This window comes from Umezawaea sp. Da 62-37 (genome assembly GCF_032460545.1).
GTDB lineage: Bacteria > Actinomycetota > Actinomycetes > Mycobacteriales > Pseudonocardiaceae > Umezawaea.
On the sequence record NZ_CP135965.1, the window covers coordinates 7,770,285 to 7,794,652 of the forward strand.

Sequence of the window (24,368 nt, forward strand, 5' to 3'; positions counted from 1 at the left end):
CGGGAACAGGTACGAGCAAAAGGAGGGCGCATACGGCCTGGTCATCCGCGGAACTGGTGGGCAGGCATCGGGACCTGTGGCCGGGTTTGGCTGGAGGTGCCGATGCCGGGACCGAGTGCGCAGGCGCCGAAAGACACCCAACACCGGGCTTCGCGGGCTGAGCGTCAACGGCTGGGCTTCGCCGGCTGGATAGCCAGGTCCAGCCCTGCACCTCGGCCCCCAGCCCAGTGCCTGTGCTGGCACGGGTGCGAGCACAGACACCGATGCGGGCGTAGGCATCGGTGTTGGGCAGGGGCCGCTGTGGCCGGTGTTCGAAGCTCAGTTGGTGGTGCCTGCGGCTGGTTTTGCGGTTGGCGTCGCGGTCCTGGCGATGGGACGTGAGGAATGGTGTCGCCAGGGCCGTCGTGGACATGCTGGCCAAGTTGGACGAGCAGCCCGCGGCCGTCCTGGCACGACCGACACCGTGCTACCCGGCTGGCCGACAGCCTCACAACGGTTCCGGCACAACGCAAACAGCCGACAACCAACGTGAGCCCCCCCAAACCGAAGACCCCCGGCCCCAAGGGGCACGGAGGTCTTCGGGGTGGAGTTGAGACGTCAGAGCTTGACGGGGTAGTGGGGTTCTGGGACCACCGGGTTGATGCGGCGTTCGATGAAGATGCCGTGCCAGATCATGAAGACCAGCAGGGCCCAGATGCGGCGGCTGTGGTCCTGCACGCCGGAGCGGTGTTCCTCGATGATGCGGCGCACCGCGGCCTTGTCGATGTACTGGTCCGTCTGCGAGTCCGCGACGATCTGCAGCGCCCACTCGTGCATCTCGTCCTTCAGCCAGTGCCGGATGGGCACGGGGAAGCCGAGTTTGCGGCGGTTGATGACGTGCGGCGGGATGATGTCGCGGATGGCCTGGCGGAGGGCGTACTTGGTGGTGTCCTTGGTGATCTTCAGTTCCGAGGGGATCTGCGAGGCGATCTTGAAGACCTCGGGGTCCAGGAAGGGGACGCGCAGTTCCAGGGAGTTGGCCATGGTCATCTTGTCGGCCTTGACCAGGATGTCGCCGCGCAGCCACGTGAAGAGGTCGACGTGCTGCATGCGGGTCACCGGGTCCCAGTGGGCGGACTCGCGGTAGGGCTGGGCGGTGGCGTCCTTCTGCGTGACGGACGGGTCGTAGGTGCGCAGGACGGCGCGGACCTGGTCGTCCATGAAGATGCGGGCGTTGCCGTAGTAGCGCTCTTCCAGCGTGAGCGCGCCGCGGCGCAGGAGGTCCTTGCCGCGGACGCCCTGCGGGATCTTCGTGGAGACCTTGCCCATCGCCTTGCGCAGGGCGCCGGGGACCTTCTCGAACGGGGCGAGGGACAGCGGTTCGCGGTAGATCGTGTAGCCGCCGAACAGCTCGTCGGCGCCTTCGCCGGACAGCACCACCTTGACGTGCTTGCGGGCTTCGCGGGCGATGAACCAGAGCGGGACGAGGGCCGGGTCGGCCACCGGGTCGTCGAGGTACCAGGTGATCAGCGGCAGGGCGTCCATCATCTCCTGCGCGGTGACCGTCTTGACCACGTGCTTGACGCCGATCGCCGCCGCGGACTCGGCCGCCACGTCGATCTCGGAGAAGCCGGAGCGCTCGAAACCGGTGGTGAACGTGATCAGGTCCGGGTTGTGCTCCTTGGCCAGCGCGGCGATGACCGTGGAGTCGATGCCGCCGGACAGGAACGAGCCGACGGTGACGTCGGCGCGCATGTGCTTGGCGACGGAGTCGCGCAGCACCTCGGTGATCTCGTCGTACAGGCGGTTGGCCTCGGAGTCGCCGCGCACCGTCCGGATCCGGAAGGTCGCGGGGAAGTACCGCTCGGTCACCGGCTTGCCGCCGGGGCGGATGGTGAAGGAGGTGCCGGACTCGATGCGGTGCACCTGGCTGTGCAGCGACTCGGGCTCGGGCACGTACTGCAGGATCAGGTAGTGCTGCAGCGCCTTGACGTCCAGCACGGGCCGGATGCCGATGGTCGGCGCGAGTTCCAGGACGCTCTTCTTCTCACTGGACAGCGCGACGCCGTTCGGGCCTGCCGCGTAGTACAGCGGCTTGATGCCGAACGGGTCCCTGGCGCCGAAGACGACCTTGCGCTGGGAGTCCCAGATGAGGAACGCGAACATGCCGCGCAACCGGGCCACGGCGGCCGGGCCGAGGTAGTGGTAGGCCGCGACGATGGTCTCGGTGTCGCCGTCGGTGGTGAACCGGGCGCCGTACTTGCTGGTCAGCTCCGCGCGCAGTTCGAGGTAGTTGTAGATCTCGCCGTTGAACAGGATCGTGTACCGGCCCGGCTCCTCCGGCGGCCCCCACGGCAGCGGCTGGTGCGAGTTCTCGATGTCGATGATCGACAGGCGGTTGAAGCCGAAGACGACCTCGTCGCCCTGCCACGTCCCGCTCTCGTCAGGCCCGCGGTGCCGTTGGCAGCGCAGTGCGGCGGCCACCGCCGACCGCGCGTGCTCTGCCTCGTTCCTGCCAGGGCTAACCAGTCCCACGAAGCCGCACACAGCGATTGGCACCTTTCGTGTCGCGTAAGGAAGGCACCAGTATGCCGGGGTGGCCGGGTGTGACCGAAACTGCACCACAACGCACTGCCCCCGAGGGGTGGGCCTCACCGTGCTGGGCTACGCTCCCGCATGATCCCGGCCAGGACTTCCTCTTGGTCGGACAGCGTGTTTTTCACCGGCCCGCAGACCACCACCGCGGGCCGTGCACCGTCTTTGAGGAGGCGCGAGCAGTGGGCCTGAAGGAGGGCACCAGGGCAGCACGGACGGCCAAGGTCGCCGGGCTAGTAGGCCTGGTCGGCATCGGGGCCACCGGTTGCTCCACGGAAGAGGTCATGCGCTTCGGATGGCCCGTGGCCGTCACGCCGCAGGCCGAGAGGATGCGCGAACTGTGGACCTGGTCCGTGGTCGCCGCGCTGGTCGTGGGTGTGATCGTCTGGGGACTCATCCTGTGGTCGGTCGCGTTCCACCGCAAGAAGAGCGAGGAACTGCCCCGTCAGACGGCGTACAACCTGCCGCTGGAGCTCGTGCTCATCGTCGTTCCGACGATCATCGTGGCGGTTCTCTTCTACTTCACGGCGATCACCCAGAACTACGTCACGGACAAGTCGAAGCCGGCTGACGTGACGGTCGACGTGATCGCGTTCCAGTGGAACTGGGAGTTCCAGTACCCCGGTTTCAAGGCGGAGGACACCAACGAGGCCGTGCGGACGACCGGCGCGTCGGGCGAGATCCCGCTGCTGGTGCTGCCGGCGGGCAAGTCGATCCGCTTCACGCTGAAGTCGACCGACGTCATCCACTCGTTCTACGTCCCGGAGTTCCACTTCAAGCGGGACGTCTTCCCGGAGCCGGACAAGAACAACCAGGACAGCGTCTTCCAGATCGACCGGATCGACCGTCCGGGTTCGTTCGTGGGTCGCTGCGCGGAACTGTGCGGCACCTACCACTCGATGATGAACTTCGAGGTCCGCGCACTGGAGTCGGCGGACTTCGACAAGTACATCAAGCTGCGCCAGCAGGTGAACGAGAAGACCGGCCGCACGTACACCGCGGCCGAGGCGCTCACCGAGCTGAACTGCGCCGACTGGTGCACGCCGCACGCTACGACGACCGAGCCCTTCAACACCGATCGGACCGCCCGCGAGGCGTCCGGCGGGTCGAAGTAGTCCGGGTAGCGAGCGCGGAGAGCGAGGAAGAACCCCATGAAGGTCGAAGCCCGGATTTTTGACTTGATCACCGCCTTCTCGTTCCTGGTAGCCGTGGTCTACGGCGTCTGGTCCAAGGAGCCGGTGGGCATCGTGGCGCTGGCGCTGACCGGTGGGCTGGCGCTGATCGTCGGCACCTACTTCCGGTTCGTGTCGCGGCGCATCGAGCAGCGCCCGGAGGACAACCCGGACGCGGAGATCAGCGACGGCGCGGGTGAGCTGGGCTTCTTCAGCCCCGGCAGCTACTGGCCCATCGGCCTGGCCGCTTCGGCGGCCGTCGCGGGTCTGGCGCTGGCGTTCTGGCACATCTGGCTGCTGGTGATCGCGGTCGTGCTCCTCCTGATCATGATCGGCGGCCTGGTGTTCGAGTACCACACCGGTCCCAGTCACGAGTAGCGCGCCAAGGACAGCGAAAGGCCCCCACGGACTCCGTGGGGGCCTTTTCGCGCTGTGGGCGGGTATCCCGCCAGCGGGTGGGATCTAGGCGGCGCTGGGGGTCGCCTGGTAGTTGTCCACGTAGTCCTGACCGGACAGCTCGAGGATGTTGTAGACGATCTGGTCGGTGACCGAGCGCAGCACCGGCAGCGAGTCCTGCATGCCCGCGTAGCGCGAGAAGTCCAGCGGCTTGCCGAACCGGACGGTCACCGGCACGATCCTCGGCCGCTTCCGGCCGACCGCCATGACCTTGTCCGTCCCCACGAGACCGATCGGGACCACCGGCGCGCCCGACTCCAGCGCGATGCGCGCCACACCCGTGCGGCCGCGGTGCAGCATGCCGTCCAACGACCTGGTGCCCTCGGGGTAGATCCCGAACGCCTCGCCGTCGGCCAGCACCTTGATGACGGTGTCCAGCGAGTCGCGGGCCGACCGGCCCTGGCCGCGGCGCACCGGGATGTTGCCCATCCCGCTGAAGAACCACCGGGACACCGCGCCGCGGAAGCCGGTGCCCTCGAAGTACTCCGCCTTCGCGAGGAAGTACACCCGCCTCGGCACCACGATGGGGATCACCATGCTGTCCACGAACGACAGGTGGTTCGCCGCCAGGATCACCGGCCCTGTCCCCGGGATGTTCTCCAGACCTTCGACCGTCGGTCGGTACACCATCCGCGCGATGGGGGCGACCACTCGCGTCATGACCGTGGACAGCAGTGTCATAACTCCTCGCTCGTTGGGGTTCGGCCGCGCGGAACCCCGCCGGCTGCGGCCTCGCGTTCACCGTTGCCCCACCAGCATGGGCCCGCATCGTTGCGCGGGCATTACGTGAGTGACTGAAACCTCAGACGAACCGCCTCAAACAGCCCGAACGGCCGAATCAGCACCCGGTCGGGTCTTCAGTTCCGTCGACCGGGTGGCCCAGCGGCGCAGCAGCTCCGCGGCGGCCCCGGAGTCGATGGCGTCGGCCGCCCTGCCCAGCCCGGCCGCCAGGTCGGCGTGCAGGTCGTCGGACAGGCCGCTGTGCGCGGCGATCGCCCCGGCGGCGTTGACGAGGACGGCGTCGCGGACCGCGCCGGGCTTGCCCGCCAGCAGTTCGCGCACGACCTCGGCGTTGACCGCGGCGTCACCGCCGCGCAGGTCCTCCGGCAGCGCCGGGCGGACGTCGAGGCGTGTGGGATCGATCACGTCGGTGCGCACGGTGCCGCCGTCGGCGATCCACACCGCGGTGGTGGTCGTGGTGGTGATCTCGTCCAGGCCGTCGTCGCCGCGGACCACGAGCGCGGTCTTCCCGCGCCGGGCGAACACCCCCGCGATCAACGGGGCCGCGTTCGCGCGCGCGCAGCCGACGAGGCCGACCGCCGGTTGCGCGGGGTTCGTCAGCGGACCGAGCAGGTTGAACACCGTGGGGATGCCGATCTCCTTGCGGGTCGGCCCGGCGAAGCGCAGCGCGGGGTGGAAGATCGGCGCGAAGCAGAACCCGACACCCAGTTCGGCGACCGTCGTCTGCACGCCCTGCGCGGGCAGGTCGATCGCCACGCCCAGCGCCTCGAGCACGTCGGCGGTCCCGCACTGGGACGACGCCGCGCGGTTGCCGTGCTTGACGACCGGCACGCCCGCGGCGGCGGTGATGATCGCCGCCATCGTGGAGATGTTGACCGAGCCGGAGTTGTCGCCGCCGGTGCCGACGATGTCCACGGCGCGACCGTCCACGGTGAAGCGGCGCGCGTGCTCCAGCATCATCGTGGCGAAGCCGTCGACCTCCTCGGGCGTCTCGCCCTTGGAGCGCAGCGCCACGACGAACGCGCTGATCTGGGAGGGCGTCGCGGACCCGGTCATCACCTGGTCCATGGCCCAGCCGGTGTCCTCGGCGGACAGGTCGGCCTTGTCGATGAGCTGGTTCAGCAGCAACGGCCAGGTCCTGGTCATGACCCGGCTCTCAGCCGCGCACGACGGGCAGCGACAGCCTGGTCCGCAGCACCTCGGCCACCGTCTCGGCGGCCGCCAGCGGGTCCAGCGGGTGCACGACCACCGCGTCCGCCTGCGACCAGGTGGCGAGCCACCGGTCGTCCCGGCGCCGCACCGCGACGACGATCGGCGGGCAGTCGGTGATCTCGTTCTTCAGCTGGCGGGACAGGCCCATGCCACCGGTCGGCTGCGCCTCGCCGTCGAGGATGAGGAGGTCGGCGTTGCCGTTGTCCACCTCGTAGAGGACCTCGGCGATCGTGCCTGCCTCGATGTAGTCCACCTTGCCCAGATCCGGGGCGGGACGACGACCCACGGCCGTGATGATCGTCTCACGCACCTCGGGGCGGTGGCTGAACACCAGGATCTTCGTGGTCGGCGTGCTCATGTGGACGATCCTCCGGCGGGTCGGGTGACCAGGTGTGGCGATGTTATCGGCCTAGGCGGGCCGTGGTTGCAGCGCATCCCAACCGGATGCGTCGCCGCCGAGCCGCTGGGCCAGACCGACCATGCGCGAACGCTCCTGCGCGCAGTGCAGGGCGTCCAGCCGCTGGACCCTCAGCGCGTGCAGGTGATCGCCCCCGCGGTCGCTCGGACGCAGTTCCCAGCCGTCCTGCGCGAGCAGCGCGGTGGCGCGTTCCACCTGGTCAGGCGGTATGGAGAGGTGGTGGCGCAGCACCGCGGGCTCCTCGGGCCGCCACTGCGGCGAACGGGCCAGCACGGCCGAGTCGGCCTCCGCCGGGTCGAACGCCTCGGCCACCACGACGAGGTCCGGCGAGTCGGTCAGGACTTCGGAAACCCGTCCCTTTCCGACCAGTTCGCGCAGTCGGTCCAGCAGCCCCATGCGATCGCCACCCTCCGTGATTCCGGACGCCCGCTGACCCGGTCAGGACCCGATGGGCGGACGGAAAACCTGCAAGCAATAATGCGTCACGTGACAACGGCAGCGCCTTCCACCGGCCAGCGCGTGCACTCGCTGAACCGCCCGAACATGGTCAGCGTCGGCACGATCGTTTGGCTGTCCAGCGAGCTCATGTTCTTCGCTGGGCTCTTCGCCATGTTCTTCACGGTGAAAGCCCAGAACGAAGGTGTCTGGCCCCCGGAGCCGACCGAGTTGAACAGGCCGTACGCCCTGTTCTTCACGGTCATCCTCGTGGCCTCCTCCTTCACCTGTCAGTGGGGGGTGTTCGCCGCCGAGCGCGGCGACGTCTTCGGTCTGCGCCGCTGGTACGTGGTGACGCTGATCATGGGCGCGATCTTCGTCGCGGGTCAGGCAGGTGAGTACTACACGCTCGTGCACGAGGGGACCACGATTCCCGGTTCCGCCTTCGGCACCGTCTTCTTCCTCACCACCGGTTTCCACGGTCTGCACGTGATCGGCGGCCTCATCGCGTTCGGGTTCCTGCTCATCCGCACCAAGCTGAGCAAGTTCACCCCGGCGCAGGCGACCTCCGCGATCGTCGTGTCGTACTACTGGCACTTCGTCGACGTCGTCTGGATCGGCCTGTTCGCCGTCATCTACGTCGTGCCCTGACCCACCACGAGCACGAGCCCCGAACTGACAGCAAGGGTTGCCGCACACATGACCACCAACACCAAGAGGGCCCGGACGCGCACCAAGACGCGCCGGCGGATCTCGGGCCTGCTCGCGCTCGGGTTCGCACTGCTCAGCGCGGGTCTCCTGTTCACGGCCCTCGCGCCGAACCCGCAGACCGCACAGGCGCAGGACGACCCGGCCCTGGTGCGGCAGGGTGAGCAGCTCTACAACAACACCTGCCTGACCTGCCACGGCTCGGCGCTCGACGGCGTCAAGGACCGCGGGCCGAGCCTCATCGGCGTCGGCGACGCGTCCGTGTACTTCCAGGTCTCGACCGGCCGGATGCCGCTGGCGCGCCAGGAGGCGCAGGCCGGTCGCAAGCCGGTGAAGTTCAGCCCCGAGGAGATCGACGCGCTCGGCGCGTTCATCCAGTCCAAGGGCGGCGGCCCGGAGACCCCCGCGGAGCAGGGCGCGGCCCTGCGCGGCGACGAACCCGCCCGCGGCGGCGAACTGTTCCGCCTCAACTGCGCCGCGTGCCACAACTTCACCGGTCGTGGTGGCGCGCTCTCGTCCGGCAAGTACGCGCCGGGGCTCGACGGCGTCACCGAGGAGCAGATGTACACCGCCATGCTCACGGGCCCGCAGAACATGCCGAAGTTCTCCGACCGGCAGCTCACGCCGGAGGAGAAGAAGGACATCATCGCGTACATCAAGTCGGTCACCGACGGGAACAACAACCCCGGTGGTGCCGCCCTCGGTGGGCTGGGGCCCGTATCCGAGGGTCTGATCGCGTTCATCGTGGGAATCGCCGCCCTGATCGGCGTGACCCTCTGGATCGGAGCCAAGGCATGAGCGGCGACACGCCGACCGAGCTGCCCACCGAGGACGAGCTCGGGCAGATGAGCAGGGACGAGCTGGTCGAGCTCGGCCTGAAGATGGACGGCGTCGAGCTGGTCCACTACGAGGACAAGTGGCCCGTCAAGGGCACCCGCGCGGAGAAGCGGGCCGAGCGCCAGGTCGCGCTCTGGTTCCTCATCGCCGCGCTGGGCGGCGTCGCGTTCCTCGCGGCGTTCCTGTTCTGGCCGTGGCAGTACGAGCCGCCGTCGAGCGACCGCCACCTGCTCTACAGCCTGTACAACCCGATCATCGGCATCACGCTGGGCATCGCGATCCTGGGCCTTGGCGTGGGCGCTCTACTCTACACCAAGAAGTTCATCCCGGACGAACTCGCGGTCCAGCAGCGCCACGACGGACCGTCCTCGCAGGTCGACCAGGCCACGATCCTCGCGGAACTGTCCGACGTCGGTGAGCGCAGCACGCTCGGCCGTCGTTCGCTGATCAAGAAGACCGCCGGCCTCGGCGCGGGAGTCTTCGGCCTCGGCGTGCTGGCGGTCCCGCTCGGCGGTCTGATCAAGAACCCGTGGCAGGACAGCGACAGCAGCAAGTCGCTCTGGCACACCGCGTGGAAGCCGGAGAACGGCGAGAAGGTCTACCTGCGCCGCCACACCGGCAAGTTCCACGAGATCGAACTGGTCCGTCCCGAGGACCTCGAAGCCGGCGGCTTCGAGACCGTCTTCCCGTTCCGCGAGTCCGAGCGGGACAACGAGGAAGCCCTCGTGCAAGCGATCAAGAGCGCCGACGGCCCGGTCATGCTGATCCGCCTCCGCCCCGGCCAGCCGGTCGTCAAACGTGCAGGCCAGGAAGACTTCAACTACGGTGACTTCTACGCGTACTCGAAGATCTGCACCCACTTGGGCTGTCCGACCTCGTTGTACGAGCAGCAGACCGGTCTGCTGCTCTGCCCGTGCCACCAGTCGCAGTTCGACGTCTTCCACTACGCGAAGCCGCGGTTCGGTCCGGCCACCCGTGCCCTGCCGCAGCTGCCGATCACGGTGGACGAGGACGGTTACTTGATCGCTCGCGGCGACTTCATCGAAGCCGTGGGTCCGGCGTTCTGGGAGCGTAAGTCATGAGTGCCATCACCACTCCGACGAAGCAGCCCAATGCGGCTGCTCGCGCGGCCGGCGGGGCCGCGAAGGCCGCTGACGAGCGCTACCACTTCGCCGGCGGCATGCGGAAGCAGATCAACAAGGTCTTCCCCACGCACTGGTCTTTCCTGCTCGGCGAGATCGCGCTGTACAGCTTCATCATCCTGCTGCTGTCCGGCACGTACCTGGCGCTGTTCTTCGACCCCTCCATGCAGGAGGTCGTCTACAACGGATCGTTCACGAACCTCCAGGGCATCGAGATGTCCCGCGCGTTCGAGTCGACCCTGCAGATCTCCTTCGAGGTCCGCGGCGGTCTGTTCGTCCGCCAGGTGCACCACTGGGCCGCGCTGCTGTTCATGGGCGCGATCGTCGTGCACATGTTCCGGATCTTCTTCACGGGCGCGTTCCGCCGCCCGCGCGAGATCAACTGGGTCATCGGCATCCTGCTGTTCATGCTCGGCGCGATCGAGGGCTTCCTCGGCTACTCGCTCCCCGACGACCTGCTCTCGGGCACCGGCCTCCGCGTGATGGCGGCGCTGCTGATCTCGTTCCCGGTCGTCGGCACCTGGATCAACTGGCTGGCCTTCGGCGGCGAGTTCCCCGGCACCGAGATCATCCCCAGGTTCTACACGCTGCACATCCTGCTGATCCCGGCGATCATCCTGGGTCTGGTCGCGGTCCACTTGGCGCTGGTCTGGTACCAGAAGCACACGCAGTTCCCCGGTGTCGGTCGCAAGGAGACCAACGTCGTCGGCGTGCGCATCATGCCGGTGTTCGCGGCCAAGGGCGGCGGCTTCTTCGCGGTCGTCGTCGCGGTCACCGCGATCATGGGCGGTCTCTTCCAGATCAACCCGGTGTGGAACTTCGGCCCGTACAACCCGGCGCAGGTGTCCGCGGGCGTCCAGCCCGACTGGTACATGGGCTGGACCGACGGCCTGATCCGCCTGTGGCCCGCGTGGGAGCTCTACCTGGGCAACTACACGATCCCGGCGGCGTTCCTGCCGTTCCTCCTCGGTCTGCCGCTGCTGACCCAGGTCGCGGCGTTCTACCCGTGGATCGAGAAGAAGCTCACCAAGGACTACGCGCACCACAACCTGCTCCAGCGTCCCCGCGACGTGCCGGTGCGCACCGCGCTCGGCGCGATGGCGATCTCGTTCTTCATGGTCCTGCTGCTCTCGGGCGGCAACGACATCATCGCCGTGAAGTTCGACATCTCGCTGAACGCGCTGACGTGGGCGGGCCGCGTGGGCATGCTGCTGGTGCCGCCGCTGGCGTACTACATCACCTACCGCCTGTGCCTCGGCCTCCAGCGCGGTGACCGCGAGGTGCTCGAGCACGGTGTCGAGACCGGCATCATCAAGCGCCTCCCGCACGGCGAGTTCATCGAGGTCCACCAGCCCCTGGGCCCGGTGGACGACCACGGCCACCCGCTGCCCCTGGTCTACCAGGGCGCCTCGGTGCCGAAGAAGATGAACAAGCTGGGCTCCGCGGGCCACCCCGTGACCGGCAGCTTCCTCACCCCGGACTCCCCCGAGGAGACCACCGCGCTGGTCAACGCCCGAGCGGCGCGCGGTGTCTCCGAGGAGATCTCCGCCGAGAACATGCCCGCCGAACTGGCGGGCAAGCCGCAGCAGCCCGACGCCTGACGCACGAACCTGGAAGGGGCCCCGCACCTGTTCGGTGCGGGGCCCCTTTCGCGTTGTCCTGGGGGCGGCTCAGCCCTCTTCGAGGCCGATCGAGAACGCGGCCTCGGTCTCGCGCTTGGAGTACGAGCGGAACGAGATGTGCGTGTCGGTGTTCAGCACACCCGGAACCTTGCTGATCCGACCGGGAACCAGTTCCGCCAGGTCCTCGTGCCGGTCCACCTTCACGATGGCGATCAGGTCCACGTCGCCCGCGCAGGAGTAGACCTCCGTCACGCCCTGGATCTCGGCGATCGTCTGCGCTGCCTCGGGAATCGATTCGGCAGCGGCTTGGATCAGCACGATCGCGTTGATCACGGAGTCCTCCTAGTCAGACGGTGTCCCGGCAATGCTAGTAGGCGGTCCGCGGCCGGGCCGCGCAGAGGTTCGGGAGGGTCTGAGGGGCGCTCCGGCTGGGGTGGGCGGACACCGTCCTCCGCAATTCGTCCCCGCTCATCCGGCCCCGGTGGAAAGCAGGGTCGAAATGAGGGAGCGGGCCGCGCCGAGCGTCCTCGGGACGGCGACCCGCCCGTGTGGGTTCCGGAATCGGACTCGGCCACATCCGGAAGCAAATAGTTCCGGGCCCGAGTGCATTGCCGAAAGCGAACGCCGCGGCCCCGGATGCGGATTGACCGGTCTGCGTGGTTGCTTGTGCAATTTGCGTTTCCGAATTACCACCTTTGTGAGTTATTCATGAGACATGCCCTGAACTGCGTGAACGCAATCCACCCTGCCCTTTCGGGCAACCACCGGCACCGAACCGCGTCCTTCGTTAGCGCCACGTTGGTGGGGCGTTGGTGATCAGGAGTGCACTGGACGTGCACTGGGCCCCCAGCCTGCGCTTCGCGCGCCCGGTCCGAACAAGATGCACCGCCGCTGACTAGGAAGGCCCTGCGCATGGTCTCGTCACCCCCCGGTATGGAAATCACCGAGGAGAACAAGTTCAAGGGTTCGATGTTCATCTCGGCTTTCGACGAACTGATCGACTCGGTCGGCAAGGACGCCGAGAGCGAGACCGAGAAGGTCCTGGACATCACCTTCGCCGCGATCGGTGCGGCGTCGTCGCTGGCCATGTTGGCGATGGACCCGTTCGGCACGCTCCTGGGCGCGGGGATCGGCTGGCTGATCGAGCACGTGAGCTTCCTGAAGGAGCCGCTCGACCAGCTGATGGGCGACCCGGACGAGATCAACGCCAACGTCGAGGCGACGAAGCAGACCGCGGTGGACATGCGGACGCTGGCGGAGACGCACCGCAACACCCTCGCGCAGCCGCAGGGCTGGACCGGGGAGTCGTCCGACGCGTTCAAGTCCAACATGGACGCCTTGGGCGGGGAGTTGGACACGCTGGCCAACGCGGTCGAGAAGAAGGCCAAGATCGTCGCGATCTGCGGTGTGCTGGTGTCGGTGCTGCGCGACATCGTGCGCGACCTGATCTCCCAGCTGCTGGGGTCGCTGCTGGCCGGCGCGATCGCGGCGGTGGCCGCGGCGTTCTTCACCTTCGGCGCCTCGATCGTCGGCTTCGTCGGCTTCGCGGTGGGCAAGGCAGTCGCGCTGGGCGTGAACATCGCCTCCCGGATCGCGAAGCTGGTCGGGGCCATCAGCCGCCAGATGGGCCGGATCAAGAACCTGGACGAGATCACCGATCAGGTCGGCAAGGGCTGGAAGCGGTTCGAGAACGTCGCCGACGTCGCCGAGGTCTCCTACGAGTCGTGGAAGGCCCAGGACAAGGTCGACAAGGCAGTCGGCTAGCCGTTCCCCCCTCGTCCCCTCCCGTATCCCGGCGACCTCGAAAGGCGCGACATGGCGCGCAACACCGGCAGTCCCGACCCCGGCGCGAACCCCAACGGGAGCCCGAACCCCAACCCCGGCAGCCCGCCTCCGGCCCCGCCGCCGCCCGCGCAGCAGTCGGTACCGGCGGGCTTCACCGGCACCTCCGGGTTCTCGGTCACCGAGGGCTCGCTGCAGACCATCCAGAAGCAGGCGGGGGACCTGGAGTCCGGCTACCAGCGGATCGCGTCGCAGCTGTCCTCGCAGACGCTGAAGCTCAACGCCCTGGGCATGTTCGGCATCCCGATGACGGTCGCCGTGAACGACTCCAACGGCAAGTCCATCGACAAGGCCAACCAGGCCGCGGACACGATGGCGAAGGTCAGCGACGGTGTGAGGGCGACGGGGGAGACCCAGACCAACACCGACCAGATGGTCGCCGACCAGTTCGGCAAGATCGTCCCGGACTCCGGTGCCAAGAACCCGACCGGAGCGCCCGACAGCGCCCCGCCGCCGCAGCAGCAGAGCGGTCCGCAGGTCAGCAAGCCCGAGCCGCCGCCCGGCGCCACCGATACCGCGCCCGCCGTGACCCCAGGGGCGCCCGGCCCGCAGGTGAGCAAGGTGGAGCCGCCGCCCGGCGCCACCGCACCGCCGCCCGCCGTGCCCCCGGCCGCGCCCGGCCCGCAGGTCAGCAAGCCCGAGCCGCCGCCCGGTGCGGACACGACCGCCCCCGCGAGCGTGCCGCCGCCCACTGGTGGACCGCAGGTCAACCAGTTCACGCCGCCGCCCGGCGCGGACACCACCAGTCCCGCCGCCGCCGCGCCTCCGACGAGCGGCCCGCCGATCGAGTCGTACGTGCCGCCGCCCGGCGCCAACAGCGTGCCGTCGCCGAACGCGCCGACGCCGCAGGGCGGGCCGCAGCTCAACCCGTACACCCCGCCTCCGGGCGCCAACAGCACCCCGACGCCCGCCGCGCCCAAGCCGCAGGGCGGGCCGCAGCTCAACCAGTTCACGCCGCCTCCTGGCGCGACGAACACCCCGTCGCCGTCGACCCCCAGCCCGACGAGCGCCCCGCCGATCGAGTCGTACGTGCCTCCTGCCGGCAACAACAAGGTGCCGATGCCGACCGTGCCGACGCCGGAGGGTGGGCCGCAGCTCAACCCGTACACCCCGCCTCCGGGTGCCAACAGCACGCCGACGCCGTCCGCCCCGACCCCGCAGGGTGGACCGCAGGTCACCCCGTCCGCGCCGCCGCCCGGTGCCAACGGCACCACCGCCGCGTCCTGGACCCCGCCGCCCATCCCGGACCCGGTCGCGCACATCCCCGGTATCCCCGGCACTCCCGGAACGCCGTCCCCGACCGGCCCGGTGATGCCCAACAACGCGCCGAACAGCTCGATCATCCCCCAGATGCCGAACATCCCCGGCGCCAACGGGCCGGTGCCACTCAACGACCGACCGAACCTCCCCGGCGGCCGCCCGCCGGGCGGTGGCCCCCCGCGGCCGGGCGTGGTCCCGAACATCCCAGGGGTGGACAGCGCGCCCAAGCCCGAGTTCTCGAAGCCGTCGACCTCGGCCCTGGACTCGCTGAAGCCGATCAACACCGCGTTCCCGCCCCAGGGCGCGCCGATCCCGCCGCCCGTCGACGCGGTCGCTCCGCCGAACTCGCCGTCCACGCCGATGCCCGCGTCCGGCCCGTTCCCGCCCGGCGTCATGCCGGACATCCCGCCGGTGAAGCCGGTGCTCGCCAACCCGAACATCCTCGACCTGATGAAACCCGACCAGAACTCCAGCCCCGATCCCGCCCTCAACGTGGATCACCACGCCCCGGCGGCCTTCCCCCTGACCACGATCGACGGCAAGCCGTCGACGGACCTCTCCGACTACGAGAACATGTCGCCCGCCGACCAGCAGGTGTGGATGGACAACCTGAAGAACCTGCTGGCCAGCAAGGAGGACGGGGCCTTCCTCTGGTCGGGCAACGTGTGGAACGCCGACGGCGAGCGGATCTCGGTGATGTACGAGGCCGAGGCCCAGGCCCACGACATGGGGCGCAACACGCTGGAGGGCAGGTTGGACGACCTCGGCATGATCATGCCGGGATGGGGCGACAACCCCGCGGTCCAGAACCTGTGGGACAACGCGTCGTCCAGCGTCGCGCACGGGTCCAGCGGTGAGGTCTACGTGCTGCTGGGGCCGTCGCGCAGGCCGAACAACGTGTTCGACATGAACGAGTTCCCGATCCTGGAGCAGAACGACGGGGTCAGGAAGGTAATCGCGATCGACGTCATGAACAACAACTCGCAGACCGTGATCCTGGACAAGGGGCCGAGGCCGCCGAGGCACTAGCGCGGTGACCGGATCCTCACCGGGTTTCGCGCGTCTCGGGTAGCCCCCACGCGGCGCGGAACACGGCAAGGGTCAGCGGTCACCGCGCCAGGACGGGGCAGGCGGTCGGGAGGTGACTCCCGGCCGCCGCCCCGGTCAGTGGTCGTAGTCGCGGTACTGGTCGCGGCCCGCGTCGGCCAACTCCACCCAGGTGCGCCAGCTGCCCGCCGCGGCCGCGGGCGAGGACCAGGGTTCCTCGCAGCGGACCAGGCGGGTGCCCGGCCGGTCGAGCCAGCGCAGCACGAGGCTCGCCTCCTCCGGGGTCGCGCCCCTCAGCGGGCCGTCGAGCGGGATGACGGTCTCGGCCGAGGCGACCAGGGCGTCGACCACCGGCAGGTAGCGCGTGCCGCGCCTGGCCACTCCCGCCGAGGCCAGGCGGCCGTGGCGGACCACGGCGAACTCCCAGCCGCCCTCCTTGTCGGGCCTGGCCGCGACCAGTTCCGGCACGGCGGCGAGGGCGGCCAGCCGTTGGCCCCGGTCCAGGACGCGGACCAGGTTCGCCATCCGGTCGCGGCGGCCCGCCGCCTCCTCGAAGCGGTGGGCCTCGGCGTACTCGTCCAGCTGGGCGGCCAGGCCGTGCAGCGGGGCCACGTCGTGGCCCGCGATGAGGTCGCGCAGCGCCGTGACGGCGGGGGAGTACTGCTCGGTCGTCTGCTTCCCCGCGCAGGGGGCGGCGCAGCGGCCGAGCTCGTGCAGGGCGCAGGGCGTGCCGCGCTGGTCCTTCGCCGGGATGCGCTGGTTGCAGGCGCGCAGCGGGAGGGCTTCGAGGACGGCGTCCGCGGCCGTCTCGGCGGCGCGCCGGGTGCGGAACGGGCCGAGCGCGCCCGCGCGGGGTTCCCTGACCATGGAGAGCCGGGGGAAGGCCTCGTCGGTGAGGGTCAGCCACCAGGCGTTCTGCGGGTTCTTGGACCGCCGGTTGTAGGCGGGCTTGTGCGCGGACAGCAGGCGCAGCTCGCGGACCTCCGCCTCCAGCGAGTGGGCGCAGGAGACCGAGTCGACGCGGACCGCGAGCGCGACCATCTCGCGCAGGCGGCGGCGGCCCTCGCTGGCGGTGAAGTACTGGCGCACGCGGTTGCGCAGGTCCGACGCGGTGCCGACGTAGAGGACCTCCTCGTTCGGGCCGCGGAAGAGGTACACGCCGGGCTCGTGCGGGAGGTGGGCGGCCAGCTCGCGCTTGCGGCGCTGCTGAGGGGTCACCTCCGGCAGGTAGGCCAGCAGCTCCTCGAGCGACTGCACGCCGAGCGGGCCGACGCGCTCCAGCAGGCGGTGCAGCACCTCGACGGTGGCCTTGGCGTCGTCCAGGGCGCGGTGGTTGGGCTGGGTGGCGGTGCCGAACAGCTGGGCCAGCGCGCCGAGCCTGCAGCTCGGGGCCTCGTCGCGGCTGAGCACGCGGCGGGCCAGCCGGACGGTGCAGACCACGCTGGGCCTGGGCCAGGCGTAGCCGTGCCGCTCGCAGGCCGCTTTCATGAAGCCGACGTCGAACCCCGAGTTGTGCGCGACGAGCACCGCGCCCGCCGCGAACTCCAGGAACGCGGGCAGCACGGTGTCCATCCGCGGCGCGCCCGTCACCATCAGCTGCGTGATGCCGGTCAGCGCGACCACCTGGGGCGGGATGCCCCGCTCCGGGTCCACCAGCGTGGCGAACTCGCCCAGCACCTCGCCGCCGCGGATCTTCACGGCGCCGATCTCCGTCACCGCGTCGCCGCTCGAGCTGCCACCGGTCGTCTCCAGGTCGAAGACCACGAACGTCGTGTCGCGAAGGGGGGTGCCCAGTTCGTCGAACGAGAGTTGCGCGTTCACATCGCGGAAGCTAATCGAGGGGTCCGACAATTCCGATCGGGGATGCGGCGAAGGGGTCACGTTCCCCGGCCCCGCCAATCCGAGGGGGTGTCGCTGGCTACTGAGCCGTAGCCTGTACCGGTGCACGACCCGAACCCGGAGCCCGACGACCTCGCGACCCCCGACGCTGATCAGGAGGACGCGGACGCGGTGGCGGCCGCGTCAGAGTCCATTGTGGACTGGGGTGCGCTGCCGGACGGGCTGCGGACGCGGTTGGCGGAACTGGCGGCCGACGCGCTCGGGGACATGGCCAAGGTGGACGTGCCGCAGCTGCTGCGCTCGGTGGCCAGGTTCGCCCCGACCAAGCGCGCCAGGCTGGGCGGGCCCACGCTGATCGCCGGTCTGCGGAAGTCCGCGAACTTCCGGACCGCCGTCGTCGAGTGGCTGCGCAAGAACCGGCCGTCGACGCTGGAGCTGACCGCGCCGGACCCGGTGGCCGCCGCCGCCGCGGCGGTGCTGCTCGGCGACGAGGTCGCGCCGCACTACGTGGAGCTGGTGTCCCGGCGGGCGGGAGACGCGGTTCTACGCGCGGAACGCGACGCCGCCGTGCTGCGGGCCGACCGGATGGACTCCGAGCTGGAACGGCTGCGCGCCGACCGGGCGCAGAACACCGGCATCGCGGAGAAGATCCGCGAGGAGGCCGAGGTGGAGCTGGAACGCCTGCGCAAGCGGTTGCGCGAGCAGGGCGTGCGGCTCAAGGAGGCCAAGGACCGCGCGGAGTCGGCCGCCGCCGAGGTGGCGCAGGCGCGCGCCGAGGCGCAGGCGCAGCTGGTCCGGCTGACCGCGGAGCGCGACCGCGAGCGGGAACGGGCCGAGACCGAGCGCGCCAAGGCCTCCCGCGCGGAGGCCGACGCGGACGTGGCCCGCCAGTCCGCCCGCGAGGCCAGGCAGGCCGACGAGGTGCGGCTCGCGCTGCTCGTGGACACCCTCGACGGAGCCGTCAACGGACTCCGCCGCGAACTGGCGCTCGGAGGCGGCGGGACGGGCCCCCGTCCGGCGGATCTGGTGCGCGGTGCCAGCGCGGCGCAGGGCACCGTCGGCAGGGTCGAGGATCCGGCCGCGCTCGACCGGTTGCTGGCCCTTCCCGCGGTTCACCTGATCGTGGACGGCTACAACGTGACGAAGACCGGCTACCCGGATCTGCCGCTGTCCGACCAGCGCGACCGGCTGGTGCACCAGCTCGCCGTGCTGGCCGCGCGCACCGGCGCCGAGGTGACGCTGGTGTTCGACGGCGCGGGGGTGATCGCCGTGCCCGCCGCCGCGCCGCGCGGCGTCCGAGTGCTGTTCAGCGACCCCGGAGTGCTCGCGGACGACGTGATCCGGGCACTGGTGACCGCGGAGCCGGAGGGGCGTCCGGTGGTGGTCGTCACATCCGACCGCGCGGTCGCCGACTCGGTGCGGCGACGCGGCGCCCACCCCGTCCCGTCGGCGGTGCTGCTGTCCCGCCTCGGTCGGGTCTGATCGTCCTGAAAAGGATTTCCGGGACTCCTCGGACCGACTTAGGTCACGCTTGTGCATTTTTTCCCGATCACCAGGTGGACGTGGGCGCTCACGTTTCGTAACCTGGCCGAGACCTCGTGGCGGGTAGCCGTCCACCCTGGACGGCGACGCGGGGTCACCGCCGGATCGGCCCGTCGGGGAGCCGTGCCGGACAAGATCGATCTGCGGGCTGCGCGTCGGCTCGGTGCGCCTGGCGCGCCTTGAGTCCGGCCGGCCTTCCGGTAGGCGGTTCCACAACGAAGGAGACATGCGCGACTGTGGCGTCGCAACGACTCAAGCGCGGCATGCGCGGGGCGATCGCAGCCACTGCGGTTGCCGCCGTGGCAGCAAGCATCGCCCCCGCCTCGGCGGTGGCCCAGCCGAACACCCCGGCGAACGCTTCCGAGGCGCTGAAGCAGTACAACGACCTGTCGGAGCAGGCCTCCAAGCTCAACGAGGAACTCCTCCAGGCCGAGGAGAAGCAGGGGCAGAACCAGGAGGAACTCGACAAGGCGAACGCGGACGTCGCGGCGGCCAACCAGGTCGGCGACCAGGCGAAGGCCGACGAGGAGACCTTCCGCGGCAAGGTCGACCTGCTGACCGAGGCGTCGTTCGAGGGTGCCCGGTTCAACCAGTTGTCGGCGCTCCTGGTGAGCGACTCGCAGCAGGAGTTCCTCAACCGGATGTCCGCGCTGGGGGTGCTGGCCGCGGACAACAACGAAGCGCTCGACAAGCTGTCCGGCGCCGTCGACACGGCCGCTGACGCGGTGAAGAAGGCGACCGAGGCGCAGGCGCGCGCGAAGACGGCCAACGACGAGGCCATCAAGATCACCGAGGACATCAAGAAGCGCGCGGCCGACCTCGACACCCAGAAGAAGGACGTCAAGTCGGCGCTGACCAAGCTGAGCGGCGCCGAGAAGACGACCCTGTCCGACTCGGGTGACATGAGCGACATGAGCGACATCTCCGCGCCGTCCGGCGCGGCGGGTGCCGCGGTGGCGTTCGCGCTCGCGCAGCGCGGCGACATGTACTCCTACGGCGCGACCGGTCCGGACGTCTGGGACTGCTCCGGCCTGGTCATGAAGGCCTACGCGGCCGCGGGCGTCAGCCTGCCCCGCACCAGCCAGGGCCAGGGTTCCGCGGGCCGCCCGGTCTCGCGCGGCGAGGTCACGGCGGGCGACATCATCGCCTACAACGGCTTCGGCCACGTCGCGCTGGCGATCAGCAACACCGAGGTCGTGCACGCGTCCACCGACGGCGTGCCGGTCAAGATCGCGCCCCTGGAGAGCCCCGGCTCGATCTCCGCCATGCGGCGCATCTCGGGCTGATTCCCGCGCTGTCGAAGGCCACCCCGCCGACTACTGTCGGCGAGGTGGCCTTCTCCGCATCACGGGCACGGGCGCTGCTCGTCGTGGCGATCGTCGCGACGTTCCTCACGGGCCTCGCGCAGGTCGTGCAGCCCGTCGGGGCCTCGACACCGCCGCCCGCCGCCGCCCCGGACGTCCGCTCGCACGCCGTCCGCGACCTGCTGGACCACCGCGCCGCCGCCCTGCGCGCCCGCGACGAACCCGCCTTCCTGGCCACCGTCGACCCCACCGACCAGGCCTTCCTCGACCGCCAGCGCACCCTGTTCCGCAACCTCGCGGGCGTACCGCTCGCCGAGTGGGACTACCTGGTCGACCCCGTCGACCAGACCACCCCGACCACCCGCCCCGCCGCCGACGAGCTGTGGGCACCGGGCGTGCGGCTGCGGTACCGGCTCGACGGCGTGGACGCCGAACCGAGCACCCGCCCCATGGGCTACCTGTTCGCCCGGCACGGCGACCACTGGCTGCTGGCCTCCGACACAGCCGCCGGCGAGACCTGGCGCGGCCCGTGGGACTTCGCCCCGTGCCACGTCCTCACCTCCCCCTCCGGCCTCGTGCTGAGCCACCCCGGCGGCGAGGCGCTGGCCGCCCGCGTGCTCGCCGAACTGGACAGCGCGGTCACCACCGTCACCGAGGTCTGGGGCCCGGCCTGGCCGAGGCAGGTTGCCGTCATCGTGCCCGCTGACCAGGAGGAGATGCGCTCACTCGTCGGCCCCGCCTTCGCCGTGGGCTCCATCGCGGGCGTAGCCGTCGCCGACCAGATCGACCCCGTCGCCCGCACCGCACGCGGCCAACGCGTCGTGCTGAACCCCGACAGCGCCACCGCCCTCTCACCCCTGTCGCTGCGTGTCCTGCTCCGCCACGAGATCACCCACGTCGCCGCCCGCGGCGAAACCGCCGACAGCGCCCCCATGTGGCTGCTCGAGGGCTTCGCCGACTACGTCGGCTTCCGCGGCACCGACGTCCCCACCGCAAAAGCCGCCCCCGCCCTCGCCGCGCTGGTGGCGCGCAGCGGCCCACCGGAGGCATTGCCCACCGACACCGACTTCCGCGGCCCCGCCATGGACCTCGCCTACCAGGAGGCCTGGTCGATCAACCGCTACCTGGCAGGCCTGCTCGGCGAAGCCGGCCTGGTCAGGCTGTACCGCGCACTCGCCGCCGAGAAGTCCGATGTGGACGGTGTGCTGCGCAGCATCGCCGGCGTCGACCGAGCAGGCCTGACCAAGGGTTGGCGCGAGTTCCTGCGAACAGACTTCTTCCGCTAGCCCACCACGCCAGCAGCAACACAACGCCCCAACCAGGCTGGAACAAACGCGGGGGCGTCCCTCGTGCGGCCGATTTTACTTGGGGTTTTCGGCCCTACCCTCGCGGCGGCGGGCAGGTCACCACCTGCACTTCAAGACCGCCGAGGGCCGAAAAGAGGGGCCCCAAGTCAAATCGGCCGCACCCGGAGTCCTCTGCTGCGATCCCAATGCTTGCGGCACCAGCCCAACATGCCCGGCCGTACCCAACCCGGCCGCACCTAGTGACACCCGACCCAGCAGCCTCCCACCCCCTGCGTAATCTCACCCCGATGCGTCGGACCCTCCTGGTGACCAATGACTTCCCGCCCCGCCCCGGCGGCATCCAGTCCTACTTGCACTCCTTCGCCTCCCGCCTCCCCGCCGACGACCTCGTCGTCTACGCCCCCTCCTGGGACTCCCCGACCGGTTCCCACCCCGAGTTCGACGCCGCCCAGCCGTTCCAGGTGGTCCGCCACCCCGGCACCCTCATGCTCCCCACCCCGGACGTCCTGCGCCGCGCCGCCGACATCGTCCGCGCCGAGCGCTGCGAGGCCGTCTGGTTCGGCGCCGCCGCCCCGCTCGCCCTCCTCGCCCCGTGGCTGCGCAAAGCAGGTGTGGAGCGCGTCCTCGCCTCCACCCACGGCCACGAGGTCGGCTGGTCCATGCTCCCCGGCGCCCGGCAGTCCCTGCGCGCCATCGGGTCCGGAGTGGACGTCGTCACCTACGTCAGCAAGTACACCCGTTCCCGCTTCTCCGCCGCCTTCGGCCGGATGGCCGCCCTGGAGCACCTGCCGTCCGGTGTGGACACCGAGGTGTTCGCCCCGGATCCGGCCGCCCGCGCCGAGATGCGCGCCCGCTACGGCCTCGGTGACCGCCCCGTCGTGGTGTGCGTCTCCCGCCTGGTCCCGCGCAAGGGCCAGGACGTCCTGATCCGCGCCCTCCCGGCGATCCGCGGGCAGGTCCCGGACGCCGCGCTGCTGATCGTCGGCGGAGGTCCCTACCGGCGGAAGCTGGAAGCCCTCGCCGCGGCCACGGGTGTCGCCGAGCACGTGGTGTTCACCGGCTCCGTGCCGTGGTCGGAGCTGCCCGCGCACTACAACGCGGGCGACGTGTTCGCGATGCCGTGCCGCACCAGGGGGAAGGGGCTCGACGTCGAGGGGCTCGGCCTGGTCTTCCTCGAAGCCTCCGCCACCGGACTGCCCGTGGTCGCCGGTGACTCCGGGGGAGCGCCCGAGACGGTCCTGGACCACGAGACCGGCATGATCGTCGACGGCACGGACGTGGAGGAGGTCGCCGAGACGATCGGCGACCTGCTGGCCGATCCGGAGAACGCGGCCAAGATGGGCGAGCAGGGCCGGGAGTGGGTGTCCGAGCAGTGGAGCTGGGACGACCTCGCCACCCGCCTCCGCACCCTGATCGACGGCTGACCCGCCCGACTGCTGACCTGCCCAACGGCTGACCTGGTAGACGGCCGACCGGAGCTACCAGGGCAGCGTTTGACCCTCGCGGTCCAGGTAGTGCAGGCCGCCGAGGCCCGCCTGCTTCCCGATCGTGTCGACCACCGCGGGGATGCTCTCCTCGATCGACAGCAGCGCCCCTGGTCCGCCCAGCCCGGTCCGCACCCAGCCGGGACACATGAGCAGCAGGGTGCGGGGGTCGTCGGCGTGCCGGGCCGCGAAGCTCCGCATCAGCTGGTTCAGCGCGGACTTGCTGGCCCGGTAGACCTCGTGGCCCCCGTTGGTGTTGAGCGAGACGCTGCCCTGGCGCGACGACATGACCCCGATGGTCCCGGTCGGTGGGACGACGTCCTGGAACGCCTCCACCACGCGCATCGGGCTCAGCGCGTTGGTGATCATCACCTCGGTGAACGACTCGGTGGTGACGTCGCCGACCGGGACGTCCCCCTGGGTGATCCCGGCGTTGACGAAGAGCAGGTCGAACTTCCGGTCGCCGATCCGTTCGCGCAGGGCGGTCACCTGCTCGGGGACGGCGATGTCGACCTCCTCGACGGTCAGCCGCCCGCCGGAGGCGTCCGCCAGGTCGTGCAGCCCCGTCCGCGCGGCGCCCCGGACGGTGGCCGTCACCTGCCAGCCGCGGTCGAGGTACTCGGCGACCAGTGCGAGGCCGAGCCCGCGGGAGGCGCCGATGACGAGGGCGGATCCGCTTGTGGTGCTGTCGGTCATCGTTGCTCCTGTTCGGTCCGGTTTCCAACGCGAGCGTTGGAGAACGCCTCCGACCGTACTGCGGCCCCTAACCAACGTCAACGTTGGCGTTGGCTTGAGGTAGGTTGTCCCCATGGTTCGGGACGTGGAGCAGACCAAGCGGCGGCTGCGCGAGGCGGCGCTGGCCGAGTTCGCCGAACACGGGCTGCACGGCACCACCGTGGAGCGCATCGCGTCCCGCGCGGGCGTGAACAAGGAGCGCCTCTACAGCTACTTCGGCGACAAGACGGCCCTGTTCACCAGCATCGTCGTCGAGGAGGTCGACAAGGTCACGGCCGCGGTGCCGCTGGCGGTCGCCTCGCTCGACGACGTCGCGGAGTTCGCCGGTGCGACGTTCGACTACAACCAGGACCACCCGGACCTCACCCGCCTCGTGCTGTGGGAGGGGCTCGCCCACACCGGGGTCCTGCACGACGCGGCGAACCGCGGCGCGCACTACGAGAACAAGGTCGCCGTCATGGCCGCCGCCCAGCGCGCGGGCCTGGTCGCCGACACCCCGGCCGCGCCGCACCTGGTGTTCCTGCTGCTCGCGCTGGCGGGCTGGTGGTCGGCCACCCCGCAGATCGCCCGGATGTTCGCGGACGCCGACGCCGACACCCCCGGTGAACGCGCCGCCCGCCGCGCCGCCGTCGTCGAGGCCGCCCGCCGCCTGGCCTCTCCGCGCGCCTGACAGCTCCGCGCCCGACCGCCC

The 24,368-nt window shown here is 70.3% G+C and carries 21 protein-coding genes; 13 read left to right on the forward strand and 8 right to left on the reverse strand.

All coding sequences use genetic code 11. From position 1 onward, the window contains the following. Positions 1 to 597 precede the first annotated feature (597 nt). Entirely contained in the window at positions 598 to 2,526 is a 1,929-nt protein-coding gene (asnB, locus tag RM788_RS35905; RefSeq protein ID WP_315923494.1) for an asparagine synthase (glutamine-hydrolyzing), read from the reverse strand. Between the two features lie 230 nt (positions 2,527 to 2,756). On the opposite strand from asnB, the gene coxB reads away from it, so the two are divergent. Both coxB and RM788_RS35915 read left to right on the forward strand, forming a co-directional pair. After that, entirely contained in the window at positions 2,757 to 3,689 is a 933-nt protein-coding gene (gene coxB, locus RM788_RS35910) for an aa3-type cytochrome oxidase subunit II (protein ID WP_315923496.1), read from the forward strand. 36 nt (positions 3,690 to 3,725) lie between these two features. Then, entirely contained in the window at positions 3,726 to 4,124 is a 399-nt protein-coding gene (locus tag RM788_RS35915; protein WP_315923498.1) for a cytochrome c oxidase subunit 4, read from the forward strand. A gap of 84 nt (positions 4,125 to 4,208) precedes the next feature. On the opposite strand, the gene RM788_RS35920 is transcribed toward RM788_RS35915, so the two are convergent. The 4 genes from RM788_RS35920 to RM788_RS35935 form a co-directional block, all read right to left on the reverse strand. After that, on the reverse strand, positions 4,209 to 4,877 hold the full coding sequence (locus tag RM788_RS35920) for a lysophospholipid acyltransferase family protein (RefSeq protein ID WP_315934841.1): 669 nt from the start codon (positions 4,875 to 4,877) through the stop codon (positions 4,209 to 4,211). A gap of 141 nt (positions 4,878 to 5,018) precedes the next feature. Beyond that, positions 5,019 to 6,089, reverse strand: a complete 1,071-nt coding sequence (trpD, locus tag RM788_RS35925) for an anthranilate phosphoribosyltransferase (protein WP_315923500.1) — start codon at positions 6,087 to 6,089, stop codon at positions 5,019 to 5,021. Between the two features lie 10 nt (positions 6,090 to 6,099). Continuing rightward, a complete protein-coding gene (locus RM788_RS35930; protein WP_315923501.1) occupies positions 6,100 to 6,513 on the reverse strand; it encodes a hypothetical protein in 414 nt (137 codons plus the stop codon). 51 nt (positions 6,514 to 6,564) lie between these two features. Next, on the reverse strand, positions 6,565 to 6,969 hold the full coding sequence (locus tag RM788_RS35935) for a hypothetical protein (RefSeq protein ID WP_315923503.1): 405 nt from the start codon (positions 6,967 to 6,969) through the stop codon (positions 6,565 to 6,567). Between the two features lie 81 nt (positions 6,970 to 7,050). Between RM788_RS35935 and RM788_RS35940 the strand changes: the two genes are divergently transcribed. Genes RM788_RS35940 through RM788_RS35955 form a run of 4 tightly spaced genes read left to right on the forward strand, consistent with a single transcriptional unit; the run spans position 7,051 to position 11,296 of the window. Then, a complete protein-coding gene (locus tag RM788_RS35940) occupies positions 7,051 to 7,659 on the forward strand; it encodes an aa3-type cytochrome oxidase subunit III (RefSeq protein WP_315923505.1) in 609 nt (202 codons plus the stop codon). Between the two features lie 48 nt (positions 7,660 to 7,707). Next, positions 7,708 to 8,514: a cytochrome bc1 complex diheme cytochrome c subunit gene (locus tag RM788_RS35945; protein ID WP_315923507.1), complete on the forward strand. Its 807-nt coding sequence runs from the start codon at positions 7,708 to 7,710 to the stop codon at positions 8,512 to 8,514. Next, the gene (locus RM788_RS35950; RefSeq protein WP_315923509.1) at positions 8,511 to 9,635 is read left to right on the forward strand and encodes a cytochrome bc1 complex Rieske iron-sulfur subunit; all 1,125 of its coding nucleotides are present in this window, start codon (positions 8,511 to 8,513) and stop codon (positions 9,633 to 9,635) included. Before RM788_RS35945 ends, RM788_RS35950 begins: the two co-directional genes overlap by 4 nt. Continuing rightward, a complete protein-coding gene (locus RM788_RS35955) occupies positions 9,632 to 11,296 on the forward strand; it encodes a cytochrome bc1 complex cytochrome b subunit (protein WP_315923511.1) in 1,665 nt (554 codons plus the stop codon). The genes RM788_RS35950 and RM788_RS35955 overlap by 4 nt, the downstream gene beginning before the upstream one ends. A 69-nt stretch (positions 11,297 to 11,365) precedes the next feature. Here the strand turns inward: RM788_RS35955 and RM788_RS35960 are convergent, their stop codons facing one another. Further along, entirely contained in the window at positions 11,366 to 11,650 is a 285-nt protein-coding gene (locus RM788_RS35960; RefSeq protein ID WP_315923513.1) for an Lrp/AsnC family transcriptional regulator, read from the reverse strand. A 579-nt stretch (positions 11,651 to 12,229) separates the two neighbouring features. On the opposite strand from RM788_RS35960, the gene RM788_RS35965 reads away from it, so the two are divergent. Beyond that, positions 12,230 to 13,081: a WXG100 family type VII secretion target gene (locus tag RM788_RS35965; RefSeq protein WP_315923515.1), complete on the forward strand. Its 852-nt coding sequence runs from the start codon at positions 12,230 to 12,232 to the stop codon at positions 13,079 to 13,081. A gap of 51 nt (positions 13,082 to 13,132) precedes the next feature. Further along, on the forward strand, positions 13,133 to 15,448 hold the full coding sequence (locus tag RM788_RS35970) for a hypothetical protein (protein WP_315923517.1): 2,316 nt from the start codon (positions 13,133 to 13,135) through the stop codon (positions 15,446 to 15,448). A 135-nt stretch (positions 15,449 to 15,583) separates the two neighbouring features. Here RM788_RS35970 and RM788_RS35975 read toward each other — a convergent pair whose 3' ends face one another. Continuing rightward, on the reverse strand, positions 15,584 to 17,287 hold the full coding sequence (locus tag RM788_RS35975) for a DEDD exonuclease domain-containing protein (protein WP_315923519.1): 1,704 nt from the start codon (positions 17,285 to 17,287) through the stop codon (positions 15,584 to 15,586). 120 nt (positions 17,288 to 17,407) lie between these two features. Here RM788_RS35975 and RM788_RS35980 point away from each other — a divergent pair, with 120 nt between their 5' ends. From RM788_RS35980 to RM788_RS35995, 4 genes are all read left to right on the forward strand, one after another. Next, positions 17,408 to 18,787: an NYN domain-containing protein gene (locus RM788_RS35980; RefSeq protein ID WP_399341116.1), complete on the forward strand. Its 1,380-nt coding sequence runs from the start codon at positions 17,408 to 17,410 to the stop codon at positions 18,785 to 18,787. A 359-nt stretch (positions 18,788 to 19,146) separates the two neighbouring features. Next, positions 19,147 to 20,133, forward strand: coding sequence for a C40 family peptidase (locus RM788_RS35985; protein ID WP_315923521.1), 987 nt, complete (start codon positions 19,147 to 19,149; stop codon positions 20,131 to 20,133). Between the two features lie 44 nt (positions 20,134 to 20,177). After that, on the forward strand, positions 20,178 to 21,437 hold the full coding sequence (locus tag RM788_RS35990) for a hypothetical protein (protein ID WP_315923523.1): 1,260 nt from the start codon (positions 20,178 to 20,180) through the stop codon (positions 21,435 to 21,437). A gap of 308 nt (positions 21,438 to 21,745) precedes the next feature. Then, positions 21,746 to 22,882 (forward strand): glycosyltransferase family 4 protein, encoded by a 1,137-nt coding sequence (locus RM788_RS35995; RefSeq protein ID WP_315923525.1) that lies wholly within the window; start codon positions 21,746 to 21,748, stop codon positions 22,880 to 22,882. Between the two features lie 54 nt (positions 22,883 to 22,936). Here the strand turns inward: RM788_RS35995 and RM788_RS36000 are convergent, their stop codons facing one another. Next, complete coding sequence (locus tag RM788_RS36000) at positions 22,937 to 23,638, reverse strand: SDR family NAD(P)-dependent oxidoreductase (protein WP_315923527.1); 702 nt, start codon at positions 23,636 to 23,638, stop codon at positions 22,937 to 22,939. 112 nt (positions 23,639 to 23,750) lie between these two features. On the opposite strand from RM788_RS36000, the gene RM788_RS36005 reads away from it, so the two are divergent. Next, entirely contained in the window at positions 23,751 to 24,347 is a 597-nt protein-coding gene (locus tag RM788_RS36005) for a TetR/AcrR family transcriptional regulator (RefSeq protein ID WP_315923529.1), read from the forward strand. The last annotated feature ends 21 nt before the right edge of the window (positions 24,348 to 24,368 follow it).

Excerpts from the sequence above, each read along its gene's own strand:
- RM788_RS35915 (WP_315923498.1), top strand. The coding sequence starts at position 3,726 with ATGAAGGTCGAAGCCCGGATTTTTGACTTGATCACCGCCTTCTCGTTC.
- trpD (WP_315923500.1), bottom strand. The coding sequence starts at position 6,089 with ATGACCAGGACCTGGCCGTTGCTGCTGAACCAGCTCATCGACAAGGCC.
- RM788_RS35930 (WP_315923501.1), bottom strand. The coding sequence starts at position 6,513 with ATGAGCACGCCGACCACGAAGATCCTGGTGTTCAGCCACCGCCCCGAG.
- RM788_RS35935 (WP_315923503.1), bottom strand. The coding sequence starts at position 6,969 with ATGGGGCTGCTGGACCGACTGCGCGAACTGGTCGGAAAGGGACGGGTT.
- RM788_RS35940 (WP_315923505.1), top strand. The coding sequence starts at position 7,051 with ATGCGTCACGTGACAACGGCAGCGCCTTCCACCGGCCAGCGCGTGCAC.
- RM788_RS35945 (WP_315923507.1), top strand. The coding sequence starts at position 7,708 with ATGACCACCAACACCAAGAGGGCCCGGACGCGCACCAAGACGCGCCGG.
- RM788_RS35950 (WP_315923509.1), top strand. The coding sequence starts at position 8,511 with ATGAGCGGCGACACGCCGACCGAGCTGCCCACCGAGGACGAGCTCGGG.
- RM788_RS35955 (WP_315923511.1), top strand. The coding sequence starts at position 9,632 with ATGAGTGCCATCACCACTCCGACGAAGCAGCCCAATGCGGCTGCTCGC.
- RM788_RS35965 (WP_315923515.1), top strand. The coding sequence starts at position 12,230 with ATGGTCTCGTCACCCCCCGGTATGGAAATCACCGAGGAGAACAAGTTC.
- RM788_RS35970 (WP_315923517.1), top strand. The coding sequence starts at position 13,133 with ATGGCGCGCAACACCGGCAGTCCCGACCCCGGCGCGAACCCCAACGGG.
- RM788_RS35995 (WP_315923525.1), top strand. The coding sequence starts at position 21,746 with ATGCGTCGGACCCTCCTGGTGACCAATGACTTCCCGCCCCGCCCCGGC.
- RM788_RS36000 (WP_315923527.1), bottom strand. The coding sequence starts at position 23,638 with ATGACCGACAGCACCACAAGCGGATCCGCCCTCGTCATCGGCGCCTCC.
- RM788_RS36005 (WP_315923529.1), top strand. The coding sequence starts at position 23,751 with ATGGTTCGGGACGTGGAGCAGACCAAGCGGCGGCTGCGCGAGGCGGCG.